A 22,575-nucleotide genomic window follows, 5' to 3' on the forward strand; every position below is an offset into this window, starting at 1 on the left:
AACGAGAATAAACGTTCTTGCTTGTGGAAAGCATAGAACGTACATTCGATTCCTGTCCAGTCTTTTCCAACGCCCCGTCGAAAGGGTTTTCGAGCATGCGCACCCGCAGCGGTCCCGCGAAACGCCTGCCCTGGCCGATGCTGGCGACACTGGGCCTGCTGCTGTCGACGCCGCTGTGGCTGCAGCAGGCGGGGCTCTACCAGTACCTCGCGCTCGAGGTCGCGATCTGGATGCTGTTCGCGCTCGGCTACAACCTGCTGCTCGGCGGCACCGGGCTGCCGTCGTTCGGCCATGGCGCCTACTTCGGCATCGGGGCTTATGCGTTTGGTTTGCTGCAGCAGCGGTGGGTGGCCAACCTTTGGCTCGACCTGCTCGGTGCAGTGCTTGCTGCGGCGCTTGCCGGCGCCTTGGTCGCCCTCTTCATCTCCCATCGCCGCGGCATCTACTACGCGCTGCTGACCATCGCCTTCGGCCAGGTCGGCTGGTTCATCGCCATCAAGTGGCATTCGGTCACCGGCGGCGAGGACGGTCTGCTGAACATCAAGCGCCTGCCGGCCGACTTCGGCTTCGCGACGCTGCCGCTGGCCAGCAACGAGGCGCTGTTCTTCTTCTGCATCGCCGTGCTGGCGATCGTGATGGCGCTGCTGTGGCGGCTGATCCATTCACCGTTCGGCCGCGTGCTCGCGGCGATCCGCCAGAACGAGCTGCGCGCCGCCTTCGTCGGCCACCACGTCTGGCTCTACAAGTGGCTGGTCTTCACGCTGTCGGCGGCGATTGCGGGTCTCGCCGGTGCGCTGTTCGCGATGGCCCAGCAGTCGGCCTATCCGAACGTGATGAGCCTGCACAACTCCGGCTTCGTCGTGATGATGGTGCTGATCGGCGGCGGACTGGTCAGCTTCTGGGGTCCGCTGGCCGGTGCCGCCTTCTTCATCCTCGCGCGCGACCTGCTCGGCGCTTACACCGAAACCTGGCTGCTGTGGTACGGGCTGATCTTCATCGGCATGGTGCTGCTGAAACCCGAGGGCCTGGCCGGGCTGTGGCAGGAATGGGCGGCACGGCTGCACAAGACGCCGGCGCCGTCGGCCGCACGCATCGAGCACAAGGAGAGCTTGGGATGAACCATCCGCGAGTGATGGATCACGGCCCGTTGCGGCCATTGCGGTTGAAGACTCAGCGAGATCAGGCCGCCAGGGCGCCCTGTTGCGCTCGTGTCCCCCGGTCGCTCCGCTCCCTCCTCCTCTTACCTCGCTCCACAGGGCACCCTGCCGTCCTGATCCGGCCCGTCTCTGGTATTCATCCTTCGCACGCCACTGCATCGCGCTTGCCAAGGACATGGGGTACCCGCTGCAGCGAGGTAAGAGGAGGAGGGAGCGGAGCGACCGGGGGACACGAGCGGCAGCGGGTACCCCGTGGCCTTGGCTCGCTCTGTCTCTGCATGCGGCGCCGAACGTCCGCACTGGGCCGCGAGCTGCCACCCGTGGCGCTTCATTCGCCGCCGGCGCCACGAATCGCGATGGACCACTGACATGCCCCTCTTTGAAGCCCAGGGCCTCGCCAAACGCTTCGGCGACCAGGTCGTGCTGCAGAACGTCTCGCTGGCCTTCGACGAAGGCATGCTGGCCGGCATCATGGGACCGAACGGCGCTGGCAAGACGACCTGCTTCCACCTGCTGACGGGCCGCTACAAGCCCGATCGCGGCTGCGTGCGCTTCGCCGGCGAGGACATCACCGGGCTGCCGCCGCGGGTGATCGCGCGCAAGGGCATCGCGCGCTCGTTCCAGGCGATGAACCTGTTCAACGACGACTCGGCGCTGGACAACGTGCTCGTGGCCACGCCTTTCGTGCGTCAGCACGGCTTCGATCCGTGGCGCGACCTCGGCGCCGACAGTGGCGCGCAGGACGCCGCGGCGCAGGTGCTGGCGCGCGTCGGGCTGAAAGGCAAGGAACACGTGCCGGCGAAGCGCCTGTCCTATGGCGACCGCCGCGCGCTGGAGATCGGCGTTGCGCTGGCCGCCGCGCCGCGGCTGATGTTCCTCGACGAGCCGACCGCCGGCCTGGGCGCCGACGGCACCGCGCGGCTGGTCGAGCTGATCGGCGAGCTGCGGCGCCAGCTGACGATCGTGATCATCGAGCACGACATGCGCTTCCTGTTCGGCCTGGCCGACCGCATCACCGTGATCCATTGGGGCCAGGTGATCGCCGAGGGCACACCGGACGAGCTGCGGCGCAATGAATGGGTGCAACGTTCGAACCTGGGGGCCTTGCAGTGATGTTGTCCGTAGATCGCATCGACACGTACTACGGCGAGACGCAGGTCCTCTTCGGCGTGTCGCTCGCCGTGCGCGCCGGCGAGGTGCTGGCGCTGCTCGGCGCCAGCGGCGCCGGCAAGACGACGACGCTGCGCTCGATCCTCGGCCTGACGCCGGCCCGCAGCGGCGCAATCCGCTTTGACGGCCGCGAGATCACGCATGCGCCGACGCATGCCATCGCCCGCGCCGGCATCGGCTGGGTGCCGGACGACCGCCGCATCTTCCCGACGCTGACGGTCGCGCGCAATCTGGCGATCGCCGGCAAGTCCACGCGCTTCAAGCGCTGGAAGCTCGCCGACTGCTTCGGCATCTTCAGCGCGCTGGAACACCTGATGCCGCGCGAATGCGAGAACCTGTCCGGCGGCGAGATGCAGATGGTGGCGATCTCGCGCGCGCTGCTCGGCGCGCCGGGGCTGGTGTTGTTCGACGAGCCGAGCCAGGGCCTGGCGCCGAAGGTGGTGCAGGACGTGATGGCGACGATCCGCCGGCTGAAGGACGAGGGCGTCGCCGCGCTGGTCGTCGAGCAGAACGTGTCGAGCGCGCTGGCGGTGGCCGACCGCGCCTGCGTCATGAGCGCCGGCCGCATCGTGCACGACGGGCCGGCGGCCGAGCTGCGCGAGGACGCCTCGAAGCGCCGGCAGCTGCTGGGTGTCTAGCATATGAATGACGCGGCCAGCATCAACCCCACACCACCGCTGCTGCAGGTCGAGGGCCTTGCGCGCCACTACCGCCGCGGGCCGCCGCTCGCGCGCCGCACGACCTTCTCGCTGCAGGCCGACTTCCGCCTCGATGCCCCCGCGGTGATCGGCGTGCTCGGCCCCAACGGCTCGGGCAAGACCACGCTGTTCGAGCTGGTCACCGGCAGCAACCTGCCCGATGCCGGCCGCGTGCTGGTGCGCGGCCAGGACATCCACGGCGTGCGCACGAAAGAGCGCGACCGGCTGGCGATCCACTACCACCAGAGCTACCAGCTGCGCCGCTTCCAGCGTCGCAAGCCGGACTGGATGCTCGACGCAGCGGCGTCGGATGCCCCCTGGGTGCACCTGTTCGACGAGCCGCAGTTCAACACCCAGGACGGCTACATCGGCTTCATGCTCGACTTCTTCCGCCAGCTGCGCAGCGAAGGCCGGCTGGTGCTGCTGTGCCTGCACCCGAACGAACGCTTCCACGTCGAGATCCTGCGCGAGATCTGCGAGGGTTTCCTGTTCGTGCACCAGGGCAGCGTGACACCCCTGCCGGACTTCGAGCACCTGGTGGCCGAGCCGCGCGTGCGGCAGTACCTCGGCGCGCTGGCGCCTTGAGGACGCACCGCCAAGGATTTTTATCCGCGCGACGGCCCGTCCGTGGCGTCCGCGACGCCTTCTTCCGCCGGCTCGCCGACCGCCGCTTCGGGCTGCTGCGGAATGCGCGCGCGCACCCGCGTGCCGCGGCCCGGCGCGGCCTCGACCTCGAACTGCCCGCCGTCGGATTCGACGCGGTAGCGCATGCCGCGCAGGCCATGCCGGCCCGGCACCTCGGCCTGCGCATCGAAGCCGCGGCCATCGTCGTCGACCTCGATGCAGGCCGCCCCTTCGTCGACCGACAGGGTCACGTCGACGCTGCGCGCGTTGGCGTACTTGGCGATGTTCGTGAAGGCCTCCTGGACCAGCCGGAACACCGTCAGCTCGGCTTCCGGCGTCAGCCGCACCGGCGCCAGCGACGCCTCGACGTTCAGCCCGCTGCGCTCGGCGAATTCGCGGCACTGGATCTCGAGCGCGGCGACCAGGCCCAGCGTGCTCAGCGACGATGGCCGCAGGTCCTCGATGATGCGGCGCTTCAGCGCGATGCCGCTGTTCAGCGTCGCGGTCAGGTGATCGAGCCGCTCCAGCGCCTCGGGCGCGGCCTTGGCCAGCCGCGGCTTGATGCGCGCGGCGTCGAGCTTGGCTGCCGTGAGCAGCGCGCCGAGCTCGTCGTGCAGCTCACGCGCCAGGCGCTGGCGCTCGTCCTCGCGCGCCGTCTGCAGGTGGCGCGTCAGTTCGGTCAGGTCGTTGGTGCGTCGGCGCACCTGCACCTCGAGCCGGTCGCGCTCGGCCTGCAACGCCTGCTGCTGGCTGCGGCGCTGCTTCTCCATCGTCTGGCGCTGGCGCAGGAAGAGGATCAGCGCCAGCACGCTGGCGCCGGTCAGCGTCGCGACGCCGATGCGGTTCAGCAGCAGCGTGCCGAAGATGCGCTTCAGGCTGCGCTCGACGCGGCGGCTCTCCAGCGCCATCAGCTGCTCGCCGCGCTGGCGGATGAATTCCATCTGGTCGCGGCCGATGTTGGTCATCACGATCTCGCGCGCGGTGTCGATGCGGCCTTCACGCGCCAGGCGGATCGTCTCCTTCGCTTCGCTGACCTTCAGCGCGACGGTTTCGGCGAGCTCCCGCGCGACCGGCCGCGCCTGCGCATCGCCCAGGTTCTCGTAGTAGTCGCGCAGGCTCAGCAGGCTCTGCTCCAGCTCGGCGGCGGCGCTGTCGAAGGGCGCCAGGTACTCGTCGCGCAAGGTCAGCAGGTAGCCGCGCTGGCTCGATTCGACGTCGACCGTGCGCCGCATCACCGCATACACCGCCAGCCGCGCCTGGCCCATCTCGACCAGCCGGTCCAGCGTGGTGCGCGCTTGCTGGTAGCCGCCTTCGCTGACGGCGATGATCAGCCCGCCCGCCAGCACCGCCAACGGCAGCGCGAAGGCGCTGTCGCGCAGGCGCCGCAGCCAGCCGGAGAGCGTCATCGCCGCACTCCGATGGCCCGAGGCGGCCTACACTCGCGCGAGCACCGCCCGGAGGGATGAAGCGCATGATCCGCATCGCGATCGTCGACGACCATGCCGTGGTGCGCGCGGGCCTGCGCCAGTTCTTCGCCGACCAGGTCGACCTGCGCGTCACCGGCGAGGCGGCCAACGGCCGCGAAGCGGTGGAGCTGCTGCGCGGCGGCGAGATCGACGTGATGCTGATGGACTTGTCGATGCCCGGCCAGGGCGGCGTCGATGCGCTGGCGGCGATCAAGGCGCGCGCGCCGGACCTGCCGGTGCTGATCCTGAGCGGCCTGCCGGAGGAGCACTACGCCACCGCGCTGCTGAAGCAAGGGGCCAGCGGCTACCTGAACAAGGACTGCGACCCCGAGGACATCCTGCGCGCGATCCGCACCGTCGTGCGCGGGCGCAAGTACATCACCCCGGCGGTGGCCGAGCGGCTGGCCGACAGCCTGTCCAGCAACGCCGACAAGCCGCAGCACGAGCTGCTCTCCGAGCGTGAATTCCAGGTCTTCCTGCGCCTGGCCAAGGGCGAGACGATCGGTCATATGGCCGACAGCATGGCCTTGTCGGTGAAGACCGTCAGCACTTACCGCACCCGCGTCATGGAAAAGATGAAGCTGGCGACCAACAGCGACCTGACCTATTACGCGCTGAAGAACGGGTTGATCCAGTAGCGGCGCGTTCATGAACGCTCGCCCGCGCCGATGTCGGCGCAGTAGGCGATCAGCTCCTCGAGCTCGCTCGACTTGTCGAAGACGCGGTCGGCGCCCAGCGCGGCGCAGCGGCGGCGGATGTCCGGCGTGGCGTAGTTGCTGAGCACGACCAGCTTGCCGGCACGGCCGCTGGCCTGCGCGGCGGCCAGCACCGGCAGCCCGGAGCCGACCTTCAGGAAGATGTCGATCAACAGCAGATCGCAGAAACCGTCCGCCGATTCGAGCCAGCCCAGCGCCTGCGCCTGGTCCTCGGCGTGACCGACGACGTCGATCGGCAACAGATCCTCGAGCATCGCGACCAGGTTCTGCCGGATCACCGCGCTGTCTTCGACGATGAAACAGCGCAGCCGGCGCACGGCGCCGGCTTCGGAGGCTTCGGACAAGCGGGGGTCTGGTTCGCGCACGGCGGGTCGCAGGCGAGGTGCCGCGGTCGGGTTCTGGCCAGGGTCGCGCATTATCGAAGCCCCGCGCCGGTTGTCATGCCGCTGTTTTGATTGTGGAGCGCCAGCCCGGGTGCACGGGCTTTCAGCGCCGGTCAGCCGGGCAGCGCCATGATGACCGCCGCGAACGCCGCCAACAGCGACCGCGCTCCGGCGCGGCCGCCGCGACGTCGGGTCCGGCTGCTCGGGAAGCTGCCCGAAGGAACCGTCAGGTGCGGCGTCGCCGCTTCGTAGCCCAGCAGCGTGTCGTCGATCTTGCTGTCGATCTCACGAGGCCGGGGGCGGCGGCTGAGCTTCATCGGGCGTCTCCAGGGTACGGCGCAGGCGGGCTGGCGCTGACTCTAGGCAGCTCTTGCCCATTCGCGAATCGGCGCAGCGCCGTTTCGCGTGTAGGACAACGCCTATACGGCCGGAGGTGGCAGGCACAATCGCGCTCCCTCGTTCATCCCTCCCCGAAGCCTTCGTGTTCAAGAACCTGATCGTTCATCGCCTGGCGCCCGACTGGTCGGCCGCGCCCGCCGATCTCGAAGCCGCGCTGGCCGCGGCACGTTTCGTCGAATGCGGTGCGACGCAGGCGCGCTCCGCCGGCTGGGTCGAGCCGCGCGGCGTCGCCCACGCCCCGCTGATCGAGCTGATCGACGGCCAGTGGCTGCTGACCCTGCTGATCGAGCAGAAGGTGCTGCCGGGTGCGGTCGTGCGGCGCCAGGTCGAAGCGCTGGCCGAGCGCATCGAGCGCGACACCGGCCGCAAGCCCGGCAAGAAGCAGCTGCGCGAGCTGAAGGACCAGGTCCAGCTCGAGCTGCTGCCGCAGGCCTTCACCAAGCGCGCCAGCGTGCGGCTGTGGATCGCGCCGGCCGAGCGCCTGTTGATGATCGATGCCGGCAGCGCCAAGGTGGCCGACGAGGTGATCACGCTGCTGACCAAGTCGCTGCCGGGTTTCGCCGCGCACGCGGTGCAGACCGCGCTGTCGCCGGCGGCGGCGATGGCCGACTGGCTGGTCAGCGGCGAGGCGCCGTCGGGCTTCACCGTCGATCGCGACTGCGAGCTGAAGGCCAGCGACGGCGAGAAGCCGGTCGTGCGTTATGCCCGCCACGCGCTCGACATCGACGAGATCCGCGGCCACATCGCCGCCGGCAAGCAGCCGACACGGCTGGCGCTGACCTGGAACGACCGCGTCTCCTTCGTGTTGACCGAAGCGCTGCAGATCAGGAGGCTCGCTTTCCTCGACGGCGTGTTCGAAGGCCGCAAGGCCTCGAAGGACGAAGGCTTCGACGCCGACGCCGCGATCGCCACCGGCGAGCTGGCGCCGCTGATCGGCGAGCTGATCGATGCGCTGGGCGGCGAGCAGGTGATCGGTGGCGCGCCCGCACCGGCCGCGGCCCCCGCGGCAGCGGCCAGCGCCGACGGCATTCCGCCGTGGGAACCCGCCGAAGCCGTCGCTACTTGAGGCGCGCCGGCACGCGCGTCTCGAGCGGCGCCGGCCGGTAGGCCGGCAGGAAGCGGCAGCCGGGTCCGTAACTCGCCTCGAACGCGCGGCAGCGCTCGGCAACCGCATCGGCGCTGGGCCGTCGGCCGCTCGCCGCCCACTCCAGCAGCGCCGCGGCCAGCGCCGGGTAAACCGGGTCGGCCAGGTAGCTGTGCTCGGCATGCGCGGTGAAGGTCTGCAGCAGCCGCTCGCCGGCGCCCGCCGCGCGCATCGTGTCGCCGAACACGCTGTCGAGCTCGACGAAGGCGATCGGATCGTCGATGCCACGCACGCTCAGCACCGGCACGGCGATGCGGCCGCTCGGATCGGCGTCGGCGGCGAAGCGCTGCAGCGCCGCCGCATCGGCGCGGTAACGCGGCACGGCGGCATTCAGCGCCGCATCGTCGGCCGAGCCGGCGTAGCGCACGCCCTCGTTGCTGAACGGATTGCCGCCGCCGGTGCGGCGCTGCACGATGTCCTGGAAGTGCCAGGTGGCCCAGTTCAGGTGGCCCAGGATCGAGCGCTCGGGAATGCGGATCACCCGCTCGATCGTTTCGACCCGAGCCTGCTGCTCGCGCGTGCGTTGCGCCGCGGGCCGGTCGAGCGCCAGGCACTCGTTGATCCGAACGGCGAGCTGCGCCTGCGTCAGCGTCGCGCCTGCGGGCAAGCCCATCCACAGCGGGTAGGCCGGCTCGTCGGGTCGCGGATGGTTGTTGCACAGCTGCTGGTAGACCACGCGCAGATCGAGCCGGAAGTCGTACGAGCGGCTGCCACCGCCGAGCACGCCGCTGGTCAGCAGCACCGCGTCGTACGGGCGGGCGCCGCTGGCCGGCGCGCCGTACAGCTCGGCCGCGCGCGCCGCGACGCCGGCGCCCCAGGACTGGCCGTGCAGGATCGTGCGCCGCGGCTGCAGCCCGGGCATCTGCAGCGCGATGCGGCGCAGGCGTTCGGTGTCCTCGGCCGCCGCGGTGACCGCAACGCCGCCCTGGCGGAAGCTCGATCCGGCCCACGCGTAGCCGGCGCGCACGAAGATCGCCCAGCGCTGCAGGTCCTCGATCGTGCGTTCCAGGCGCGGCGCGCCCAGCGACGGGCCGCCGTGCGCGTGCAGCACCAGCACGCCGTTCCACTCGCGCGGCCGAGCGATCACGTAGAACGCGCCTGCCGAATCGCGGCCGCCGAAACAGCGGCTGCCCTCGGGCAGGCCGGCCGGGCAGGCTTGTTCGGCCGGTACGGCTTCAGCGACGGGTGCCGACTCGGGTGGCGTCGAGCAGGCCGCCGCCAGCCAACACAGCGCGACACTCGCGACCCGGCGTCGAAATCCGACCCTCATCGGGCGCGCCGGCGCAGGACGAGCGCCGCGATCAGCAGGGCCGACAGCGCCATGCCGGCGCCCCCCGGCTCGGGCACCGCCTGCACGAAGCCGAGCTGCTCGCTGGCGATGCGCTGCAGCGCACGCGCGTCGGCGGCGCGGATGCCCAGCTCGAATGCAGCGATCTCGCCGGCGCCCAGCGACAGCGGATCGAGCCCGGTCAGCGTGCCGAACAAAGTCAGCGCGCTCAGGTACGAGCCGTGCCGGCTGGCATGCGTGCCGTCGTCGAACCACAGGTCGATCAGGCCGTCGCTGGCGGCGCCGGGGGCATACATGTTGCGCGTCGCCACGCCTTCGGTCACCGCGCGCAGGAAGGCATCGCCGACCGGTGCGACGCCCGCGATGCCGCTGTTCGCCTCGGCTGCGCCGTAGTAGGCCGAGTGCAGGTCGCCGGTCATCGCCTCGAGCGTCGGGTAGAACGAGGCCGCCGGCGTCGCCGTGAAGCTGACCTCGCCGGTCACCGGATCGGTCACCGTGGTGAACGGCGCGTTGATCAGGTTCGGCCGCGCCCAGGTCTGGTACAGGTAGAGCTCGGTGACGCTGCTGGCGTTCGGATTCGCCGGCACGCTGCGCAGGGTGTTGCAGGTCGTCGCAGAGGCGCCCGTCAGGGCCTGGCAGGCTCCGGTGCTGCCGCCGATCAGGTCGCGCTCGCGGTAGCTGTGCGCCACGCCATCGTGCACGAAGTCCTCGATCTTGTTCGCATAAGCCGTAAAGTAAGCGGGGTTCGACGCCAGGCCGGGCTGCTTGGTCAGCGGCTCGTCGCTCTGCTCCTGCAGCACCACCTGGTTCCAGGTCTGCGAACCGATGTTGCCGCGCAGGTCCCAGCCCGCTGGATTGCTGTTCAGGAAATGGCCGCGCAGCGAAGCGGCATTGCGCGTCGACATCGAGACCTCGTAGTCGAGCCCGGCCTGCACCGTGAAGCGCTGGAAGATGCCGGCGACGCCGCCCCAGGGATGCGGCTCGAAGGCATTGCTGCCCGTCGGATTGGCCTGCCACATCGGAAACGTCAGGTCGTTGACGTTGGCGGCGTTGTAGCTCATCACCGGGTCGACTCGGCCGAAGGTGTAGCTGTTGCCGACGAACAGCACGCGCACCGGGTCGGCGAAAGCCGGCATGCCGGCGCCCAGGGTCATCAACAGCATCCAGCACCAGCGTTTCATGTCCTGCTCTCTCGTCTCGAAATGGGAAGGCGGCGTGACGATAGGGCGGCGGTCACTGCAGGTCAAATATCTCGAACTAGCAATCTCGATATGATTCACATATGGAATTGCGACACCTGCGCTATTTCCTCGCCGTGGCCGAAGCCGGTCACATGACGCGCGCCGCCGCCACGCTCGGCATCCAGCAACCCCCGCTGAGCCAGCAGATCAAGGCGCTCGAGCAGTCGCTCGGCGTCACGCTGCTGCAGCGCCATCCGAAGGGCGTCGCGCTGACCGAGGCCGGCCGGCAGTTCGAAGCCGAAGCGCGGCGCATCGTCGACGACGTTGCGGCGATGCAGCAGCGGATGTCGCGCATCGCGCGCGGCCTGCAGGGACGGCTCGCGGTCGCCTTCACCAGCTCGGCGGCAGCGCATGCCTTCACGCCCGAGGCGCTGCGCGCCTGCCGCAGCCGCTATCCGGGCATCGAGCTGCAGTTGAGCGAGGACAACGCCGCGACGATCACCGAAGCGATCGCCACCGGTCGGCTGCATTGCGGCTTCCTGCGCGTGCCGGTTGCACGGCCGGCGGGCGTGCAGCTGGAAACGCTGTTGAACGAGCCGGCCGTGCTGGCGCTGCCGCTGGATCACCGCCTCGCGCGGCTGCGCCGCGGCAAGCCGCAGCCGGTGGCGCTGGCGGAACTGGAAGGCGAACGCATGATCCTCGTGCGCCGCCCCGGTGCGCCGGGGCTCTACGCGAACCTGCTGGCGCTGTGTGCCACGCGCGGCGTGCAGCCGCTGATCGTCGCCGAGGTCGAACGCATGATGACCAACCTGAACCTGGTTGCCGCCGGCGTCGGGCTGTCGGTGGTGCCGGCCTCGATGACCGGCGCGCAGCCGCATGCGATCGTCTATTGCCCGTTCGAGCGCGGCGTCACGCTCGACGCACCGCTGACGCTGGCCTGGCGCGCGGCCGACAGCAACGGCCCGACCGCCACCTTCGTCGCGCTGGTGCGCGAGATCGCGCGGGCGCGGCGCTGAACCTTCAGGTGTTCTTGCTGACGGTGATCGTCGGGAACTTGGCGCTGAAATCCTTGGCCTTCTCGGCGATCTTCACGGCCACCTGGCGGGCAATCGAGCGGTAGGTCGCGGCGACCTCGCCGTCCGGCTCGGCAACCACGGTGGGGGTGCCGGAGTCGGCCTGCTCGCGGATCCCGCGCGTCAGCGGCAGCGCGCCCAGGTAGTCCATGTTGAATTCGGCGGCCATGCGCTTGCCGCCGTCGGCGCCGAAGATGTGCTCGGTGTGGCCGCAGTTCGGGCAGTTGTAGACGGCCATGTTCTCGATCAGCCCGAGGATCGGCACGCCGACCTTCTCGAACATCGCGACGCCCTTCTTCGCATCGAGCAGCGCGATGTCCTGTGGCGTCGTGACGATCACCGCACCGGTCAGCGGCACGCGCTGCGACAAGGTCAGCTGGATGTCGCCGGTGCCGGGCGGCAGGTCGACGATCAGGTAGTCGATGTCGCGCCAGTTGGTCTGCCGCAGCAACTGCTCGAGCGCCTGCGTGGCCATCGGCCCGCGCCAGATCATCGCCTGGTCCGGCTCGACCAGGAAGCCGATCGACATCACCTGGATGCCATGGCCGATCAGCGGCTCCATCGTCTTGCCGTCGCTGCTCTCGGGCTTGCCGCTGACGCCCAGCATCATGGGCTGGCTCGGGCCGTAGATGTCGGCATCGAGCACGCCGACGGTCGCGCCCTCGGCAGCCAGCGCCAGCGCCAGGTTCGCCGCCGTTGTGCTCTTGCCGACGCCGCCCTTGCCGGACGCGACGGCGATGATGTTCTTGACCGAGGGCAGCAGCTGCACGCCGCGCTGCACCGCGTGCGCGGTGACCTTGGCGCTGACCACTGCATTGACCTTGTCGACCCCGGGCACGCTGCGCGCGGCATCGACGAGCCGGCCATGCAACGCCGGGATCAGGCTCTTCGCCGGATAACCCAGCGTCACCTCGAACGAGACGTCGCTGCCGCTGATCTGCAGATTCTTCAGCTGGCGCGACGAGACATAGTCCTTGCCGGTGTGGGGATCGGCGACGGTCTTCAGCGCTTCGAGCAGCGCGGCTTCGGTAACGGTGGTCATGATGAGCAGCAGAGGCGACCGGGCAGTCTAGCGCCAGCGCGCTGCCTAGAATGAATTCGGCCCTTCGAAGGAACCTCGCCGATGAGCACGACACCGCCCGACTTCCGCGACCTGGCCTCGCTGGTGCACGAACACGCCGAGCGCCAGCCGACGGCGCGAGCGGTGTGCTGCGGCGATGTGTGCCTGGATTACCAGGGCTTCGACGAGCGCATCGACCGCATCGCCGCGTCGTTGCAGCGTGATCGGTTGGCGCCGCGCGAGACGATCGCCATCTGCGCCGCAGCGAGCATCGACTACCTCGCGCTGTTCGTCGGCGCATTGCGCGCCGGCTTGGGCGTAGCGCCGCTGGCGCCGGGCTCGACTGCCGCGCAGCTGCTGGCGATGGTCGACGATGCCGATGCGCGGCTGTTCTTCGTCGATGGCGCGGTGGCCGACGCGCTGGCCGACGCCGATGCAAAGCTGCCGCCCGGCGTGCACGACGTGCGGCTCGACGACAGCACCGGCGGGCCGGCCTTCACGGCCTGGCTCGCGCCCGAGGGCAGCCGCCCCGCCCCGGTGCCGATCGACCCGGCCTGGCCCTTCAACCTGATCTATTCGTCGGGCACCACCGGCACGCCCAAGGGCATCGTGCAGCCGCATGCGATGCGCTGGGCCCACATCCAACGCGCCGTGCAGTCCGGCTACGGACCCGAGACGATCACGTTGACGGCCACGCCGCTCTATTCCAACACCACGCTGGTCTCGGTGATCCCGACGCTGGCCTGGGGTGGCTGCGTCGTGCTGATGCCGAAGTTCGATGCCGCGCAGTACCTCGCGCTCGCCGAACGGCACCGTGCGACGCACACGATGCTGGTGCCAGTGCAATACCAGCGGCTGATGGCGCGGCCGGACTTCGGCCGCCACGACCTGTCGTCGTTCCGCTTCAAGTTCTGCACCAGCGCGCCCTTCCACGCCGAACTGAAAGCGGATGTACTGGCACGCTGGCCGGGTGCGCTGGTCGAGTACTACGGCATGACCGAGGGCGGCGGCACCTGCATCCTGGAGGCGCACCTGCATCCGACCAAGCTGCACACGGTCGGCCAGCCGGCCGAGGGCCACGACATCCGGCTGATCGACGAGGACGGCCGCGAGGTGCCGGCGGGCGACAGCGGCGAGGTCGTCGGCCGTTCGCCCGGCATGATGAGCGGCTACCACAAGCACCCCGCCAAGACGACGGAAGCCGAGTGGTACGACAGCGAAGGCCGGCGCTACATCCGCACCGGCGATGTCGGCCGCTTCGATGCCGACGGCTTCCTGATCCTGCACGACCGCCGCAAGGACATGATCATCAGCGGCGGCTTCAACATCTACCCGAGTGACCTCGAGGCCGTGCTGCGCCGTCATCCGGCCGTCGCCGATGCGGCGGTGATCGGCATTCCGTCCGCCGAATGGGGTGAGACGCCGGTGGCGTGTGTCGTGCTTCGCGAACCGATGGATGCGCAAACGCTGCGCCAATGGGCCAATGACCAGGTCGGCAAGACGCAGCGCCTGTCGGCATTGCGCACGTTCGCCGAATTGCCGCGCAGCGCGATCGGCAAGGTACTCAAGCGCGAATTGCGCGAAGCGTGGAGCGCCGCGTCGGGCTCGGCGGCAACCCAGTAACGAAGCGGGTTCAGCGGGCGCGGTCCGAGACGCACCATTTCTGCTGATTCGGCTGGCACGTGACATGCATGTATTGGGATGCATCTCCCTCGCAACGATAGATTTGCTTACCTCATCGCCGATGAAACTTCAAGCACATGCGCGCTCGTAACCGCGTTGACGCCTTAAGGTGTTGCACCGAGCGAACAGCGGATTCATTCACGCTATATTCACGCCCTTCGCAGCCGGACGAGCTGCCAAGGGCCGGCTCCGGCCCCTGATCAATACACATACCAAAGTCGCAGAGACCCGGCACATCCGTCGCCGGGCCGTCTGGAGGTCAACGAGTGGATTACGCTCAACAGCAACGCAACCCGGGCAAACACCTGACCGGGTTTTTGATAGTCATCGTCTTGCACGTCATCCTCGGGTGGGCATTGATCAATGGCCTCGCGCGCAAGATCGTGGAAGTGATCAAGGCACCGATCGAAACCAAGATCATCGAAGAGGTCAAGCCGCCGCCGCCGCCGCCGCCGGAGAACCTGCCGCCACCGCCGAAGATGGCGCCGCCGCCGCCGTCCTTCGTGCCGCCGCCGGAAGTGCAGATCGCCAATCCGCCCCCGGCGCCGGCGATCACCGTGACGCGTGAAGCGCCGCCGCCGGCACCGCCCGTGGCGCTGGCGCCGCCGCCGGCACCGACCGCACCGCCGGCACCGGTCGCGCCGCGCGTGGCCGTCGCTGCGCAGATCAACGTCAACGCCTGCGACAAGCCCGAGTACCCGGCCGCTGCAACGCGTGCCGAAGCCACCGGCGTCACCAAGATCCGCTTCACGGTCGATGCCGCGGGCAAGGTCTCGAAGGCCGAGGTCGAGAAGGCGTCCGGCGCTTCACGCGAGCATCGCCTGCTCGACCGCGCCGCGGTCGAAGCCTTGAGCAAGTGCCCGTTCAAGCCCGGTACCGACGAGACCGGCAAGCCGGTCGGCGCGACCACCGTGGTCGAGTACCACTGGAAGCTCGAATAACGGCTCGCGGACATCCGCCGGCCCCCTTCCTTTCACCCCGCGCGCAGCACGAATTCCGAACAGATCTGCGCGACCGTTCCTGCCTGGAGTCACCCATGTTCCTGAACAAACTCTTGCGCGCGCCTTTGGCCGCCGCACTGCTGGCGATCGCCGCCCTGGTCTCGACGACCGCCCCGACGCCTGCGCTCGCGCAAGCCGCCTCCGCACCGGCGGCCGAAGCCGCTGCACCGGCTGTGGCCACCGCCCCTGCCGTCAAGATCGAAAAGGAATCGGTCGCCAACCCCTACGGCATCGAAGCGATGTGGAAGGAAGGCGACTTCGTCACCCGCGGCACGTTGATCATCATGATCATCATGTCGATGGGCAGCTGGTACATCATGTTCACCAAGCTGTGGGAGCAGAGCAAGCTGCTGAAGGCCGCCGACAAGGTCACCGACGGCTTCTGGAAATCCGGCTCGGTCGCCAAGGGCGCATCGACGCTGGACGAAGGCAGCGCCTTCCGCTTCATCGCCGAATCGGGCCTGAAAGCCGACGAACACCATGAAGGCACGCTGACCGAGCAGATCGACCGCCACACCTGGATCGGCATGAGCGTGCAGCGCTCCGTCGACAACATCAACAGCCGCCTGCAGGACGGCCTGGCCTTCCTCGCCACCGTCGGCTCGACCGCGCCGTTCGTCGGCCTGTTCGGCACCGTCTGGGGCATCTACCACGCGCTGACCGCCATCGGCATCTCGGGCCAGGCCTCGATCGACAAGGTCGCCGGCCCGGTCGGCGAAGCGCTGATCATGACCGCCTTCGGCCTGGCCGTCGCGGTGCCCGCGGTGATGGGCTACAACTGGCTGATCCGCCGCAACAAGAGCGTGATGGAGCGCGTGCGCGCGTTCTCGGCCGATATCCACAACGTGCTTCTCGCCGGCAAGCGCTGATTCACTTTCAGCGTTTGTTCGCGCGATAGGAGAACGCCATGGCCATGGCCGTCGGATCGCCTGATGGCGAAGAAGAACAGATGAATTCGGCCATCAACACGACGCCCCTCGTGGACATCATGTTGGTGCTGCTGATCATCTTCCTGATCACCACGCCGGTGATCACGCAGAGCGTCAAGCTCGAGCTGCCGAAGGAAAAGAACGTCCCGACGCAGACCAAGCCGGAGAACATCCTGCTCGCAGTCAGCAAGGATGGCGACGTGTACTGGAATGCGCGGCGCATGCCCGATGCCGAGAAGCTCGTCGAAGAGCTGAAGAAGGAAGCGGTCAAGGATCCGCAACCCGAGGTGCATATCCGCGGCGACCAGGACGCCCGCTACGAGAGCGTCGGCCGCCTGGTGGTGGCCTGCCAGCGCGCCGGCATCGCCAAGGTCGGCTTCATCACCGAACCGCCCCCCAACCAGTAAGAGGAGCCGACCATGGGTATGCAAGTAGGCTCCGGCGAGGGCGAAGGCGAGGTGATGATGGACATCAACACCACGCCGCTGATCGACGTGATGCTGGTGCTGATCATCATGCTGATCATCACGATCCCGATCCAGACGCACGCGGTGAAGATGAACATGCCGGTGGGGCCGAGCTCGGCACCGCCGAAGCCGCCGGAGATCGTGCGCATCGACGTCGACTTCGACGGCACGATCGGCTGGAACGGCGCGATCGTCAGCAAGGACGAACTGCTCAACAACCTGGCACAAACTGCCGCGATGCCCGACCAGCCCGAGGTGCACCTGCGCCCCAACAAGCTCGTTAGCTACAAGGTCGTCGCCATGGTGATGGCCAATGCGCAGCGCCTGGGCGTCACGAAGATCGGCATCATCGGCAATGAGCAGTTCCTGAATTGAGAGAAGCGATGAAGACGTTGCATGCCCTCGCCGCGGCCGCGGTGCTGGCCTGTGCCCTGGGCTCGGCCCAGGCCCAGGCAGTGCGGCCCGAAGTCGGCAAGCCGCTGCAGCAGGCCAGCGATCTGCTGCGTGCCGGCAAGGCCAAGGAAGCGCTGGCCAAAGTCCGCGAAGCCGATGCGATCGGCGGCAAGACCGGCGCCGAGCAGATCATGATCGACCGCATGCGCGGCGCCGCCGCGCAGCGCGCCGGCGAGAGCGGCACCGCGATCCAGGCGTTCGAGTCGCTGTTCCCGCGGGTCTCGGGCGCCGAAGCCGCGCAGGTCGCCGAGCAGCTGGCGTTCGCCTACTCGCAGGCCAAGGATTGGCCGCGCACCAGCCAATGGATCCAGAAGGCGCAGGCCGCCGGCAGCCACAGCGCGCAGCTGAAGCAGCTGCAGGCCTACGTGCAAGGCCAGAGCGGCGACTACGGCGCCATCGCGCGCGAGTCGGCGGCGGCAGTCAGCGCCGCCGAGCAAGGCGGTCGCCGCCCCGATGAAGGCGACCTGCTGCGCCTGGCCGATGCGCAGGCGCGCACCAACAACAGCGCCGGCCAGACCGCGACGCTCGAGAAGCTGCTCGCCTACTACCCGAAGAAGGAGTACTGGGGCATCTTCCTCGGCCGGCTGCCGCGCAAGAGCGGCTTCTCCGACCGCTTCGCGCTCGACGTGATGCGCCTGAAGCTCGCCACCGGCAACCTGTCGAAGACCGACGACTTCATGGAGATGGCGCAGCTCGCCATCCAAGCCGGCTATCCGACCGAAGGCAAGGCCATCGTCGACAAGGGCTTCGCGGCCGGCGCGCTCGGCACGGGTCCCGAGGCCGATCGCCACAAGCGCCTGCGCGACCTGGCGGTGCAGCGCGAAGCCGATGCCAAGGCATCGATCGAGCAGCGCGCCACCGAGGCCGCCGCGCTGAAGGACGGCAACGACCTGATCACGCTCGGTTATGCCTACGTGACCATGGGCCAGGCCGACAAGGGCATCCCGATGATCGAACAAGGCATCGCCAAGGGTGGCCTGAAGCGCCCCGAGGACGCCAAGCTGCGCCTGGGCATGGCGATGCTGCAGTCCGGCAAGGGCAAGGCCAAGGCCGTGCAGACGCTGCGCAGCGTGCAAGGCAACGACGGCTCGTCCGACCTCGGCCGGCTGTGGGCGCTGTACGCGAACCACGCCGGCTGACGATCCATCGCCGGTGGCCCTGCCCGACTTCGTCGAGCCGCTCGGTGACGACCTCTACGCGGTCGACACCGGCTTTCATCGGCCGCGCTTCGACGCGGCCTACCTGATCGTCGAACGCGGCCGCGCGGCGTTCGTCGACACCGGCACCAACCACGCGGTGCCGCGCATGCTGGCGGTGCTCGACGCGCTCGGGCTCGGCCCCGACGCCGTCGACTACGTGATCCCGACGCACGTGCACCTCGATCATGCCGGCGGTGCCGGGCTGCTGATGCAGTCGCTGCCGAAGGCGACGATGCTGGTGCATCCGCGCGGCGCGCGCCACATGATCAATCCGCTGGCGCTGTACCTCGGCGCCCAGGCGGTCTACGGCGAGGAGGAGATGCAGCGCTCCTACGGGCGGCTGCACGCGGTCGATGCGACGCGCGTGCGCAGCCCGGCCGACGGCGAGGTGATCGAGCTCGCCGGCCGCCCGCTCACCTTCATCGACACGCCGGGCCACGCACGTCACCACCACTGCATCTGGGACGAGCGCTCCGGCGGCTGGTTCACCGGCGACACCTTCGGGCTGTCGTACCGCGAGCACGACACCACGCGCGGCGCCTGGATCCTGCCGACCTCGACACCGGTGCAGTTCGATCCCGATGCGCTGCGACGCTCGATGGACCGGCTGCTCGCGCGATCACCGCGCTGCATGTACCTGACGCACTTTGGCCGCGTCACCGGCGCGCCGCGCTTGGCCGACCTGCTGCACGAGCAGCTCGATGGGATGGTCGCGCTGGCGCTGCGGCTGCGCAGTGCACCCGACCGCCATGCGGCGCTGAAGACCGCGCTCGGCGAGCTGTACAGCGAGCAGCTCGCGCGCCACGGCGTCGCCGATCCGGTGGCCGCGGTCGACGACCTGGACCTGGACATCGAGCTCAACGCGCAAGGGTTGGCAATCTGGCTCGACCGCAGCACGACCTAACGCCGCAGTGCCGCGGCCGAACCGAGCGCCGCCCGGATCAGGCTTCTTCCTCCGCCAGCGCATCCAGCCGCGCCAGGCAGTCGTCGAGCAGCGCATGCAGCGCGATCACCTGCTCGACGCCGAGCCGCTCGTTCAGCGCCAGCTGCGCCTGCTTCCAGGCCCGCTGGCCCTCGGCCCGCTTGGCGCGTCCGGCCGGGGTCGCCGACACCAGCCGGCTGCGCGCATCCGCGCCCGGCCCCTGCTCGAGCCAGCCGAGCGTGATCAATGGCTGCAGGTTGCGCGTCAGCGTCGACGCATCGAGCCGCATGCGCGCCGCCAGCGCCGAAGGCTTGATCGGCCCCAGCAGCACGACGTGCGACAGCAGCGAGTACTGCGTGTTCTTCAGCCCCGTCTGCGCGACGTAGGCGTCGTAGTGGCGCGTCACCGCGCGGCTCAGCTGACGCAGCTTCAGGTTGGTGCAGCCACGCGGCCCGTGGGACAGCGCGGAGGACGATGAACGGCTCATTCATTGATTGTATATACAATGGTTGCAGCTACAACTTACAGGAGTGTCGCGATGGAGAGTCCGCAACAGACCCTGGCCGCCTGGCAGGCCCGCGAAGCCGAGCTGCGCGCGCGCCTGCGCGAGCCGGGCATCAGCCGGCCGGACCAGATCGTCGACAAATCCGGCCTGCAGTTCTTCGAATCGATGTTCGCGGGCGAGCTGCCGCCGGCGCCGATCGCCCAGGCCCTGGGCTTCCTGCTGGTCGAGGTGCGGCCGGGCCACGCCGCCTTCCAGGGCCGGCCGCAGGCGGCACACTACAACCCGCTCGGCACGGTGCACGGCGGCTGGATCGCAACGCTGCTCGATTCGGCCGTCGCCTGCGCGGTGCACTCGACGCTGGCGCCAGGCAAGGCCTACACCACGCTCGAGCTGAAGGTGAACTACGTCAAGGCGCTGACCGACAAGGTGCCGCTGGTGCGCGCGCTCGGCGACGTGATCAGCGTCGGCGCGCGCGTCGGCACGTCCGAGGGTCGCCTGATCGGCCCCGACGGCACGCTCTACGCCCACGCGACAACGACCTGCCTGATCTTCGACGCGCCGATCGCGCGTTAGGCGCGGCGCAGCGCGCCGGCCTCGCGCGCCAGCCGCGTGATGCGCGCCCAGTCGCCCTGCTCGACGGCATCGGCCGGCGTCAGCCACGAGCCGCCGCAGACCTTGACGTTCGGCAGCGCGAGGAACTGCGGCGCCGTCTCCAGCGTGATGCCGCCGGTGGGGCAGAACGCGACATCGGGGAACGGGCCGGCGAAAGCCTTCAGCATGCCGACGCCGCCGGCCTGCTGGGCCGGGAAGAACTTCAGGAAGCCATGGCCGTCGCCGTGCGCCGTCATCACCTCGCTGGCGGTGGCGACGCCGGGCAGCAGCGGCAGGCCGAGCTCGCGGCAGGCGGCGCCGACCTCGCGGGTGTAGCCGGGGCTGACGGCGAAGCGGCTGCCGGCGTCGCGCGCCGCGCGCGCATCGGCGGCCGTGCGGATCGTGCCGGCGCCGACCAGCGCCTCGGGCACCGCCTTGGCGATCGCCTCGATGCATTCGAGCGCCACCGCGCTGCGCAGCGTCACCTCGAGCACCTTGACGCCGCCGGCGAGCAGCGCCTCGGCCAGCGGCACGGCATCGGCGACGCGCTGCAGCACGATCACCGGAATCACGGGGCCGTGGTCGGCCAGGCTCAGCGGATCGATCATTCGTTCCTCACAACCAGGTGATGGCGCCTTGCTCGGCGCTCGAAACATGGCGGCGCATGCCGCCGAACAAATCGCGGCCGAGGCCGTGGGCGTTACCCTCAGCCTGCGCCGGATCGAGTGCATGCACCGGCCGGGCCGCCCACGCCGCGTCGTCGATCAGCACGTCGAGCTGGCCGTTGACGGCATCGAGCCGGATGCGGTCGCCGTCGCGCACCTTGGCGAGCGCACCGCCCGCCAGCGCCTCGGGCGAGACATGGATCGCCGCCGGCACCTTGCCCGACGCGCCGCTCATGCGGCCATCGGTGACCAGCGCGACCTTGAAACCCTTGCCCTGCAGCACCGCCAGCGGCGGCGTCAGCTTGTGCAGCTCGGGCATGCCGTTCGCGCGCGGCCCCTGGAAGCGCACGACGGCGATGAAGTCACGTTCGAGCTGCCCGGCGGCGAAGGCCTTCAGCAGCGCCTCCTGGCTGTCGAAGACCAGCGCCGGCGCCTCGACCACATGGCGGTCCTCGGGCACCGCGGAGACCTTGATCACCGCGCGGCCGAGGTTGCCGGTCAACAGCTTCAGGCCGCCCGACGGCGAGAACGGCTGCGCGGCCGGCCGCACGATCGCCGTATCCAGCGACTCCACCGGTGCCGGCTGCCAGCGCACCTGCACCGGCTCGGCCTCGGCCTCGGCCAACACCGGCGACTGTGCATAAGCCGCGATGCCACCGGAGGCCACCGTCGCGACCTCGCCGTGCAGGCAGCCGGCATCGAGCAACTCGCGCAGCACGAAGCCGGTGCCGCCGGCGGCCTGGAACTGGTTCACGTCGGCCTGGCCGTTCGGATAGACGCGTGCCAGCAGCGGCACCTCCGCCGACAGCTCGGCGAAGTCGGTCCAGTCGATGCGGATCGCCGCGGCACGGGCGACCGCGACCCAGTGGATGAGGTGGTTCGTCGAGCCGCCGGTGGCCAGCAGCGCGACCATCGCGTTGACGATCACCCGTTCGTCGACCAGCCGGCCGATCGGCGTGTAGCGCTGGCGCTTGGTGATGCCCAGCAGCGTCGCGACCGCTTCGCGCGTCAAGGCCTCGCGCAGCGGCGCATGCGGATGCACGAACGCCGCGCCCGGCACGTGCAGGCCCATCGCCTCGAGCAGCATCTGGTTGCTGTTCGCGGTGCCGTAGAAGGTGCAGGTGCCGGCGCCGTGGTACGCCGCCTGCTCGGCTTCCATCAGCTTGTCGCGGCCGACCAGGCCCTGCGCATGCAGCTCGCGCACCTTGGCCTTGTCGCTGTTCGACAGGCCGGTGGCCATCGGCCCCGCCGGCACGAACACGCACGGCAGGTGGCCGAAGTGCAGCGCGCCGATCAAGAGCCCGGGCACGATCTTGTCGCAGATGCCGAGCAGCAGCGCACCGTCGAACACATCGTGCGTCAGCGCGATCGCGGTGCCCATCGCGATCGTGTCGCGCGAGAACAGCGACAGCTCCATGCCGGGCAGACCCTGGGTCACGCCGTCGCACATCGCCGGCACGCCGCCGGCGACCTGCACCGTCGCGCCGAGGCGGCGCGCCGCGTCGCGGATCAGCGCCGGGTAGTTCTCGTAGGGCTGGTGCGCCGACAGCATGTCGTTGTAGGCACTGACGACCGCGAGGTTCGGCGCGCGCTCGGCGACCACGCGCAGGCGCTGGTCGCCCGGCATGCCCGCGAAGGCATGCGCAACGTTGGCGCAGCCCATGCGCTCGGTGCCCGGCGGACGCGCCGCCAGCGCGTCGATGCGGGCCAGATAGGCGCGCCGGCCGTCGGCGCTGCGCTCGCGGATGCGCGCGGTGATCTCGGCGATGCGGGTCTTCATGGCGTGATGGTAATCGATGGA

At 69.5% G+C, this 22,575-nt stretch carries 24 protein-coding genes; 15 read left to right on the plus strand and 9 right to left on the minus strand.

From position 1 onward, the window contains the following. Window positions 1–95 precede the first annotated feature (95 nt). The 4 genes from HLB44_RS28065 (at window position 96) to HLB44_RS28080 (ending at window position 3,610) form a co-directional block, all read left to right on the plus strand. Window positions 96–1,118: a branched-chain amino acid ABC transporter permease gene (locus HLB44_RS28065; protein WP_173130833.1), complete on the plus strand. Its 1,023-nt coding sequence runs from the start codon at window positions 96–98 to the stop codon at window positions 1,116–1,118. Window positions 1,119–1,526: 408 nt separating this feature from the next. Then, a complete protein-coding gene (locus tag HLB44_RS28070) occupies window positions 1,527–2,270 on the plus strand; it encodes an ABC transporter ATP-binding protein (RefSeq protein ID WP_173130836.1) in 744 nt (247 codons plus the stop codon). Then, the gene (locus tag HLB44_RS28075) at window positions 2,270–2,965 is read left to right on the plus strand and encodes an ABC transporter ATP-binding protein (protein WP_173130839.1); all 696 of its coding nucleotides are present in this window, start codon (window positions 2,270–2,272) and stop codon (window positions 2,963–2,965) included. The genes HLB44_RS28070 and HLB44_RS28075 overlap by 1 nt, the downstream gene beginning before the upstream one ends. Window positions 2,966–2,968: 3 nt before the next feature. Continuing rightward, complete coding sequence (locus HLB44_RS28080) at window positions 2,969–3,610, plus strand: ATP-binding cassette domain-containing protein (RefSeq protein ID WP_173130842.1); 642 nt, start codon at window positions 2,969–2,971, stop codon at window positions 3,608–3,610. 20 nt (window positions 3,611–3,630) lie between these two features. On the opposite strand, the gene HLB44_RS28085 is transcribed toward HLB44_RS28080, so the two are convergent. After that, entirely contained in the window at window positions 3,631–5,055 is a 1,425-nt protein-coding gene (locus HLB44_RS28085; protein ID WP_173130845.1) for a CHASE3 domain-containing protein, read from the minus strand. Window positions 5,056–5,120: 65 nt separating this feature from the next. Between HLB44_RS28085 and HLB44_RS28090 the strand changes: the two genes are divergently transcribed. Next, on the plus strand, window positions 5,121–5,753 hold the full coding sequence (locus tag HLB44_RS28090) for a response regulator (protein ID WP_173130849.1): 633 nt from the start codon (window positions 5,121–5,123) through the stop codon (window positions 5,751–5,753). 8 nt (window positions 5,754–5,761) lie between these two features. On the opposite strand, the gene HLB44_RS28095 is transcribed toward HLB44_RS28090, so the two are convergent. After that, window positions 5,762–6,175, minus strand: coding sequence for a response regulator (locus tag HLB44_RS28095; RefSeq protein WP_246312506.1), 414 nt, complete (start codon window positions 6,173–6,175; stop codon window positions 5,762–5,764). 152 nt (window positions 6,176–6,327) lie between these two features. Continuing rightward, window positions 6,328–6,531, minus strand: a complete 204-nt coding sequence (locus HLB44_RS28100; protein ID WP_173130854.1) for a hypothetical protein — start codon at window positions 6,529–6,531, stop codon at window positions 6,328–6,330. A 164-nt stretch (window positions 6,532–6,695) separates the two neighbouring features. On the opposite strand from HLB44_RS28100, the gene HLB44_RS28105 reads away from it, so the two are divergent. Continuing rightward, complete coding sequence (locus tag HLB44_RS28105; RefSeq protein WP_173130857.1) at window positions 6,696–7,679, plus strand: recombination-associated protein RdgC; 984 nt, start codon at window positions 6,696–6,698, stop codon at window positions 7,677–7,679. On the opposite strand, the gene HLB44_RS28110 is transcribed toward HLB44_RS28105, so the two are convergent. Then, window positions 7,672–9,027 (minus strand): alpha/beta hydrolase family protein, encoded by a 1,356-nt coding sequence (locus tag HLB44_RS28110; protein ID WP_173130860.1) that lies wholly within the window; start codon window positions 9,025–9,027, stop codon window positions 7,672–7,674. The two genes, HLB44_RS28105 and HLB44_RS28110, sit on opposite strands and share 8 nt — an antisense overlap. Next, the gene (locus tag HLB44_RS28115; protein ID WP_173130863.1) at window positions 9,024–10,226 is read right to left on the minus strand and encodes a hypothetical protein; all 1,203 of its coding nucleotides are present in this window, start codon (window positions 10,224–10,226) and stop codon (window positions 9,024–9,026) included. Before HLB44_RS28115 ends, HLB44_RS28110 begins: the two co-directional genes overlap by 4 nt. 101 nt (window positions 10,227–10,327) lie before the next feature. On the opposite strand from HLB44_RS28115, the gene HLB44_RS28120 reads away from it, so the two are divergent. Continuing rightward, complete coding sequence (locus HLB44_RS28120; protein WP_173130865.1) at window positions 10,328–11,242, plus strand: LysR family transcriptional regulator; 915 nt, start codon at window positions 10,328–10,330, stop codon at window positions 11,240–11,242. Window positions 11,243–11,246: 4 nt separating this feature from the next. Here the strand turns inward: HLB44_RS28120 and apbC are convergent, their stop codons facing one another. Further along, window positions 11,247–12,341, minus strand: a complete 1,095-nt coding sequence (apbC, locus tag HLB44_RS28125) for an iron-sulfur cluster carrier protein ApbC (RefSeq protein WP_173130868.1) — start codon at window positions 12,339–12,341, stop codon at window positions 11,247–11,249. An 81-nt stretch (window positions 12,342–12,422) separates the two neighbouring features. Here apbC and HLB44_RS28130 point away from each other — a divergent pair, with 81 nt between their 5' ends. From HLB44_RS28130 to HLB44_RS28160, 7 genes are all read left to right on the plus strand, one after another. Then, a complete protein-coding gene (locus HLB44_RS28130; protein WP_173130871.1) occupies window positions 12,423–13,982 on the plus strand; it encodes a class I adenylate-forming enzyme family protein in 1,560 nt (519 codons plus the stop codon). A gap of 392 nt (window positions 13,983–14,374) precedes the next feature. Continuing rightward, window positions 14,375–14,983, plus strand: a complete 609-nt coding sequence (locus tag HLB44_RS37990; protein ID WP_281375237.1) for an energy transducer TonB — start codon at window positions 14,375–14,377, stop codon at window positions 14,981–14,983. 95 nt (window positions 14,984–15,078) lie between these two features. After that, complete coding sequence (locus tag HLB44_RS28140; RefSeq protein WP_173130874.1) at window positions 15,079–15,912, plus strand: MotA/TolQ/ExbB proton channel family protein; 834 nt, start codon at window positions 15,079–15,081, stop codon at window positions 15,910–15,912. Window positions 15,913–15,950: 38 nt separating this feature from the next. Further along, a complete protein-coding gene (locus tag HLB44_RS28145; RefSeq protein WP_173130877.1) occupies window positions 15,951–16,379 on the plus strand; it encodes an ExbD/TolR family protein in 429 nt (142 codons plus the stop codon). Window positions 16,380–16,391: 12 nt separating this feature from the next. Beyond that, entirely contained in the window at window positions 16,392–16,814 is a 423-nt protein-coding gene (locus HLB44_RS28150; RefSeq protein WP_173130880.1) for an ExbD/TolR family protein, read from the plus strand. Window positions 16,815–16,822: 8 nt separating this feature from the next. After that, window positions 16,823–18,031 carry a hypothetical protein gene (locus HLB44_RS28155; RefSeq protein WP_173130883.1) on the plus strand — a complete coding sequence of 403 codons (1,209 nt, stop codon included), beginning with the start codon at window positions 16,823–16,825 and terminating at the stop codon, window positions 18,029–18,031. 13 nt (window positions 18,032–18,044) lie between these two features. Then, window positions 18,045–18,995, plus strand: coding sequence for an MBL fold metallo-hydrolase (locus HLB44_RS28160; protein WP_173130888.1), 951 nt, complete (start codon window positions 18,045–18,047; stop codon window positions 18,993–18,995). A 37-nt stretch (window positions 18,996–19,032) separates the two neighbouring features. Here HLB44_RS28160 and HLB44_RS28165 read toward each other — a convergent pair whose 3' ends face one another. Further along, window positions 19,033–19,500 (minus strand): MarR family winged helix-turn-helix transcriptional regulator, encoded by a 468-nt coding sequence (locus HLB44_RS28165; protein WP_173130891.1) that lies wholly within the window; start codon window positions 19,498–19,500, stop codon window positions 19,033–19,035. Between the two features lie 51 nt (window positions 19,501–19,551). On the opposite strand from HLB44_RS28165, the gene HLB44_RS28170 reads away from it, so the two are divergent. Further along, complete coding sequence (locus tag HLB44_RS28170) at window positions 19,552–20,091, plus strand: PaaI family thioesterase (RefSeq protein WP_173130894.1); 540 nt, start codon at window positions 19,552–19,554, stop codon at window positions 20,089–20,091. On the opposite strand, the gene eda is transcribed toward HLB44_RS28170, so the two are convergent. Further along, entirely contained in the window at window positions 20,088–20,717 is a 630-nt protein-coding gene (gene eda / locus HLB44_RS28175) for a bifunctional 4-hydroxy-2-oxoglutarate aldolase/2-dehydro-3-deoxy-phosphogluconate aldolase (RefSeq protein WP_173130897.1), read from the minus strand. The two genes, HLB44_RS28170 and eda, sit on opposite strands and share 4 nt — an antisense overlap. A gap of 7 nt (window positions 20,718–20,724) precedes the next feature. Further along, window positions 20,725–22,554: a phosphogluconate dehydratase gene (edd, locus tag HLB44_RS28180; RefSeq protein WP_173130900.1), complete on the minus strand. Its 1,830-nt coding sequence runs from the start codon at window positions 22,552–22,554 to the stop codon at window positions 20,725–20,727. Window positions 22,555–22,575 lie beyond the last annotated feature (21 nt).

The organism is Pseudaquabacterium terrae, assembly GCF_013266755.1.
Classification (GTDB): Bacteria; Pseudomonadota; Gammaproteobacteria; order Burkholderiales; family Burkholderiaceae_C; genus Pseudaquabacterium; species Pseudaquabacterium terrae.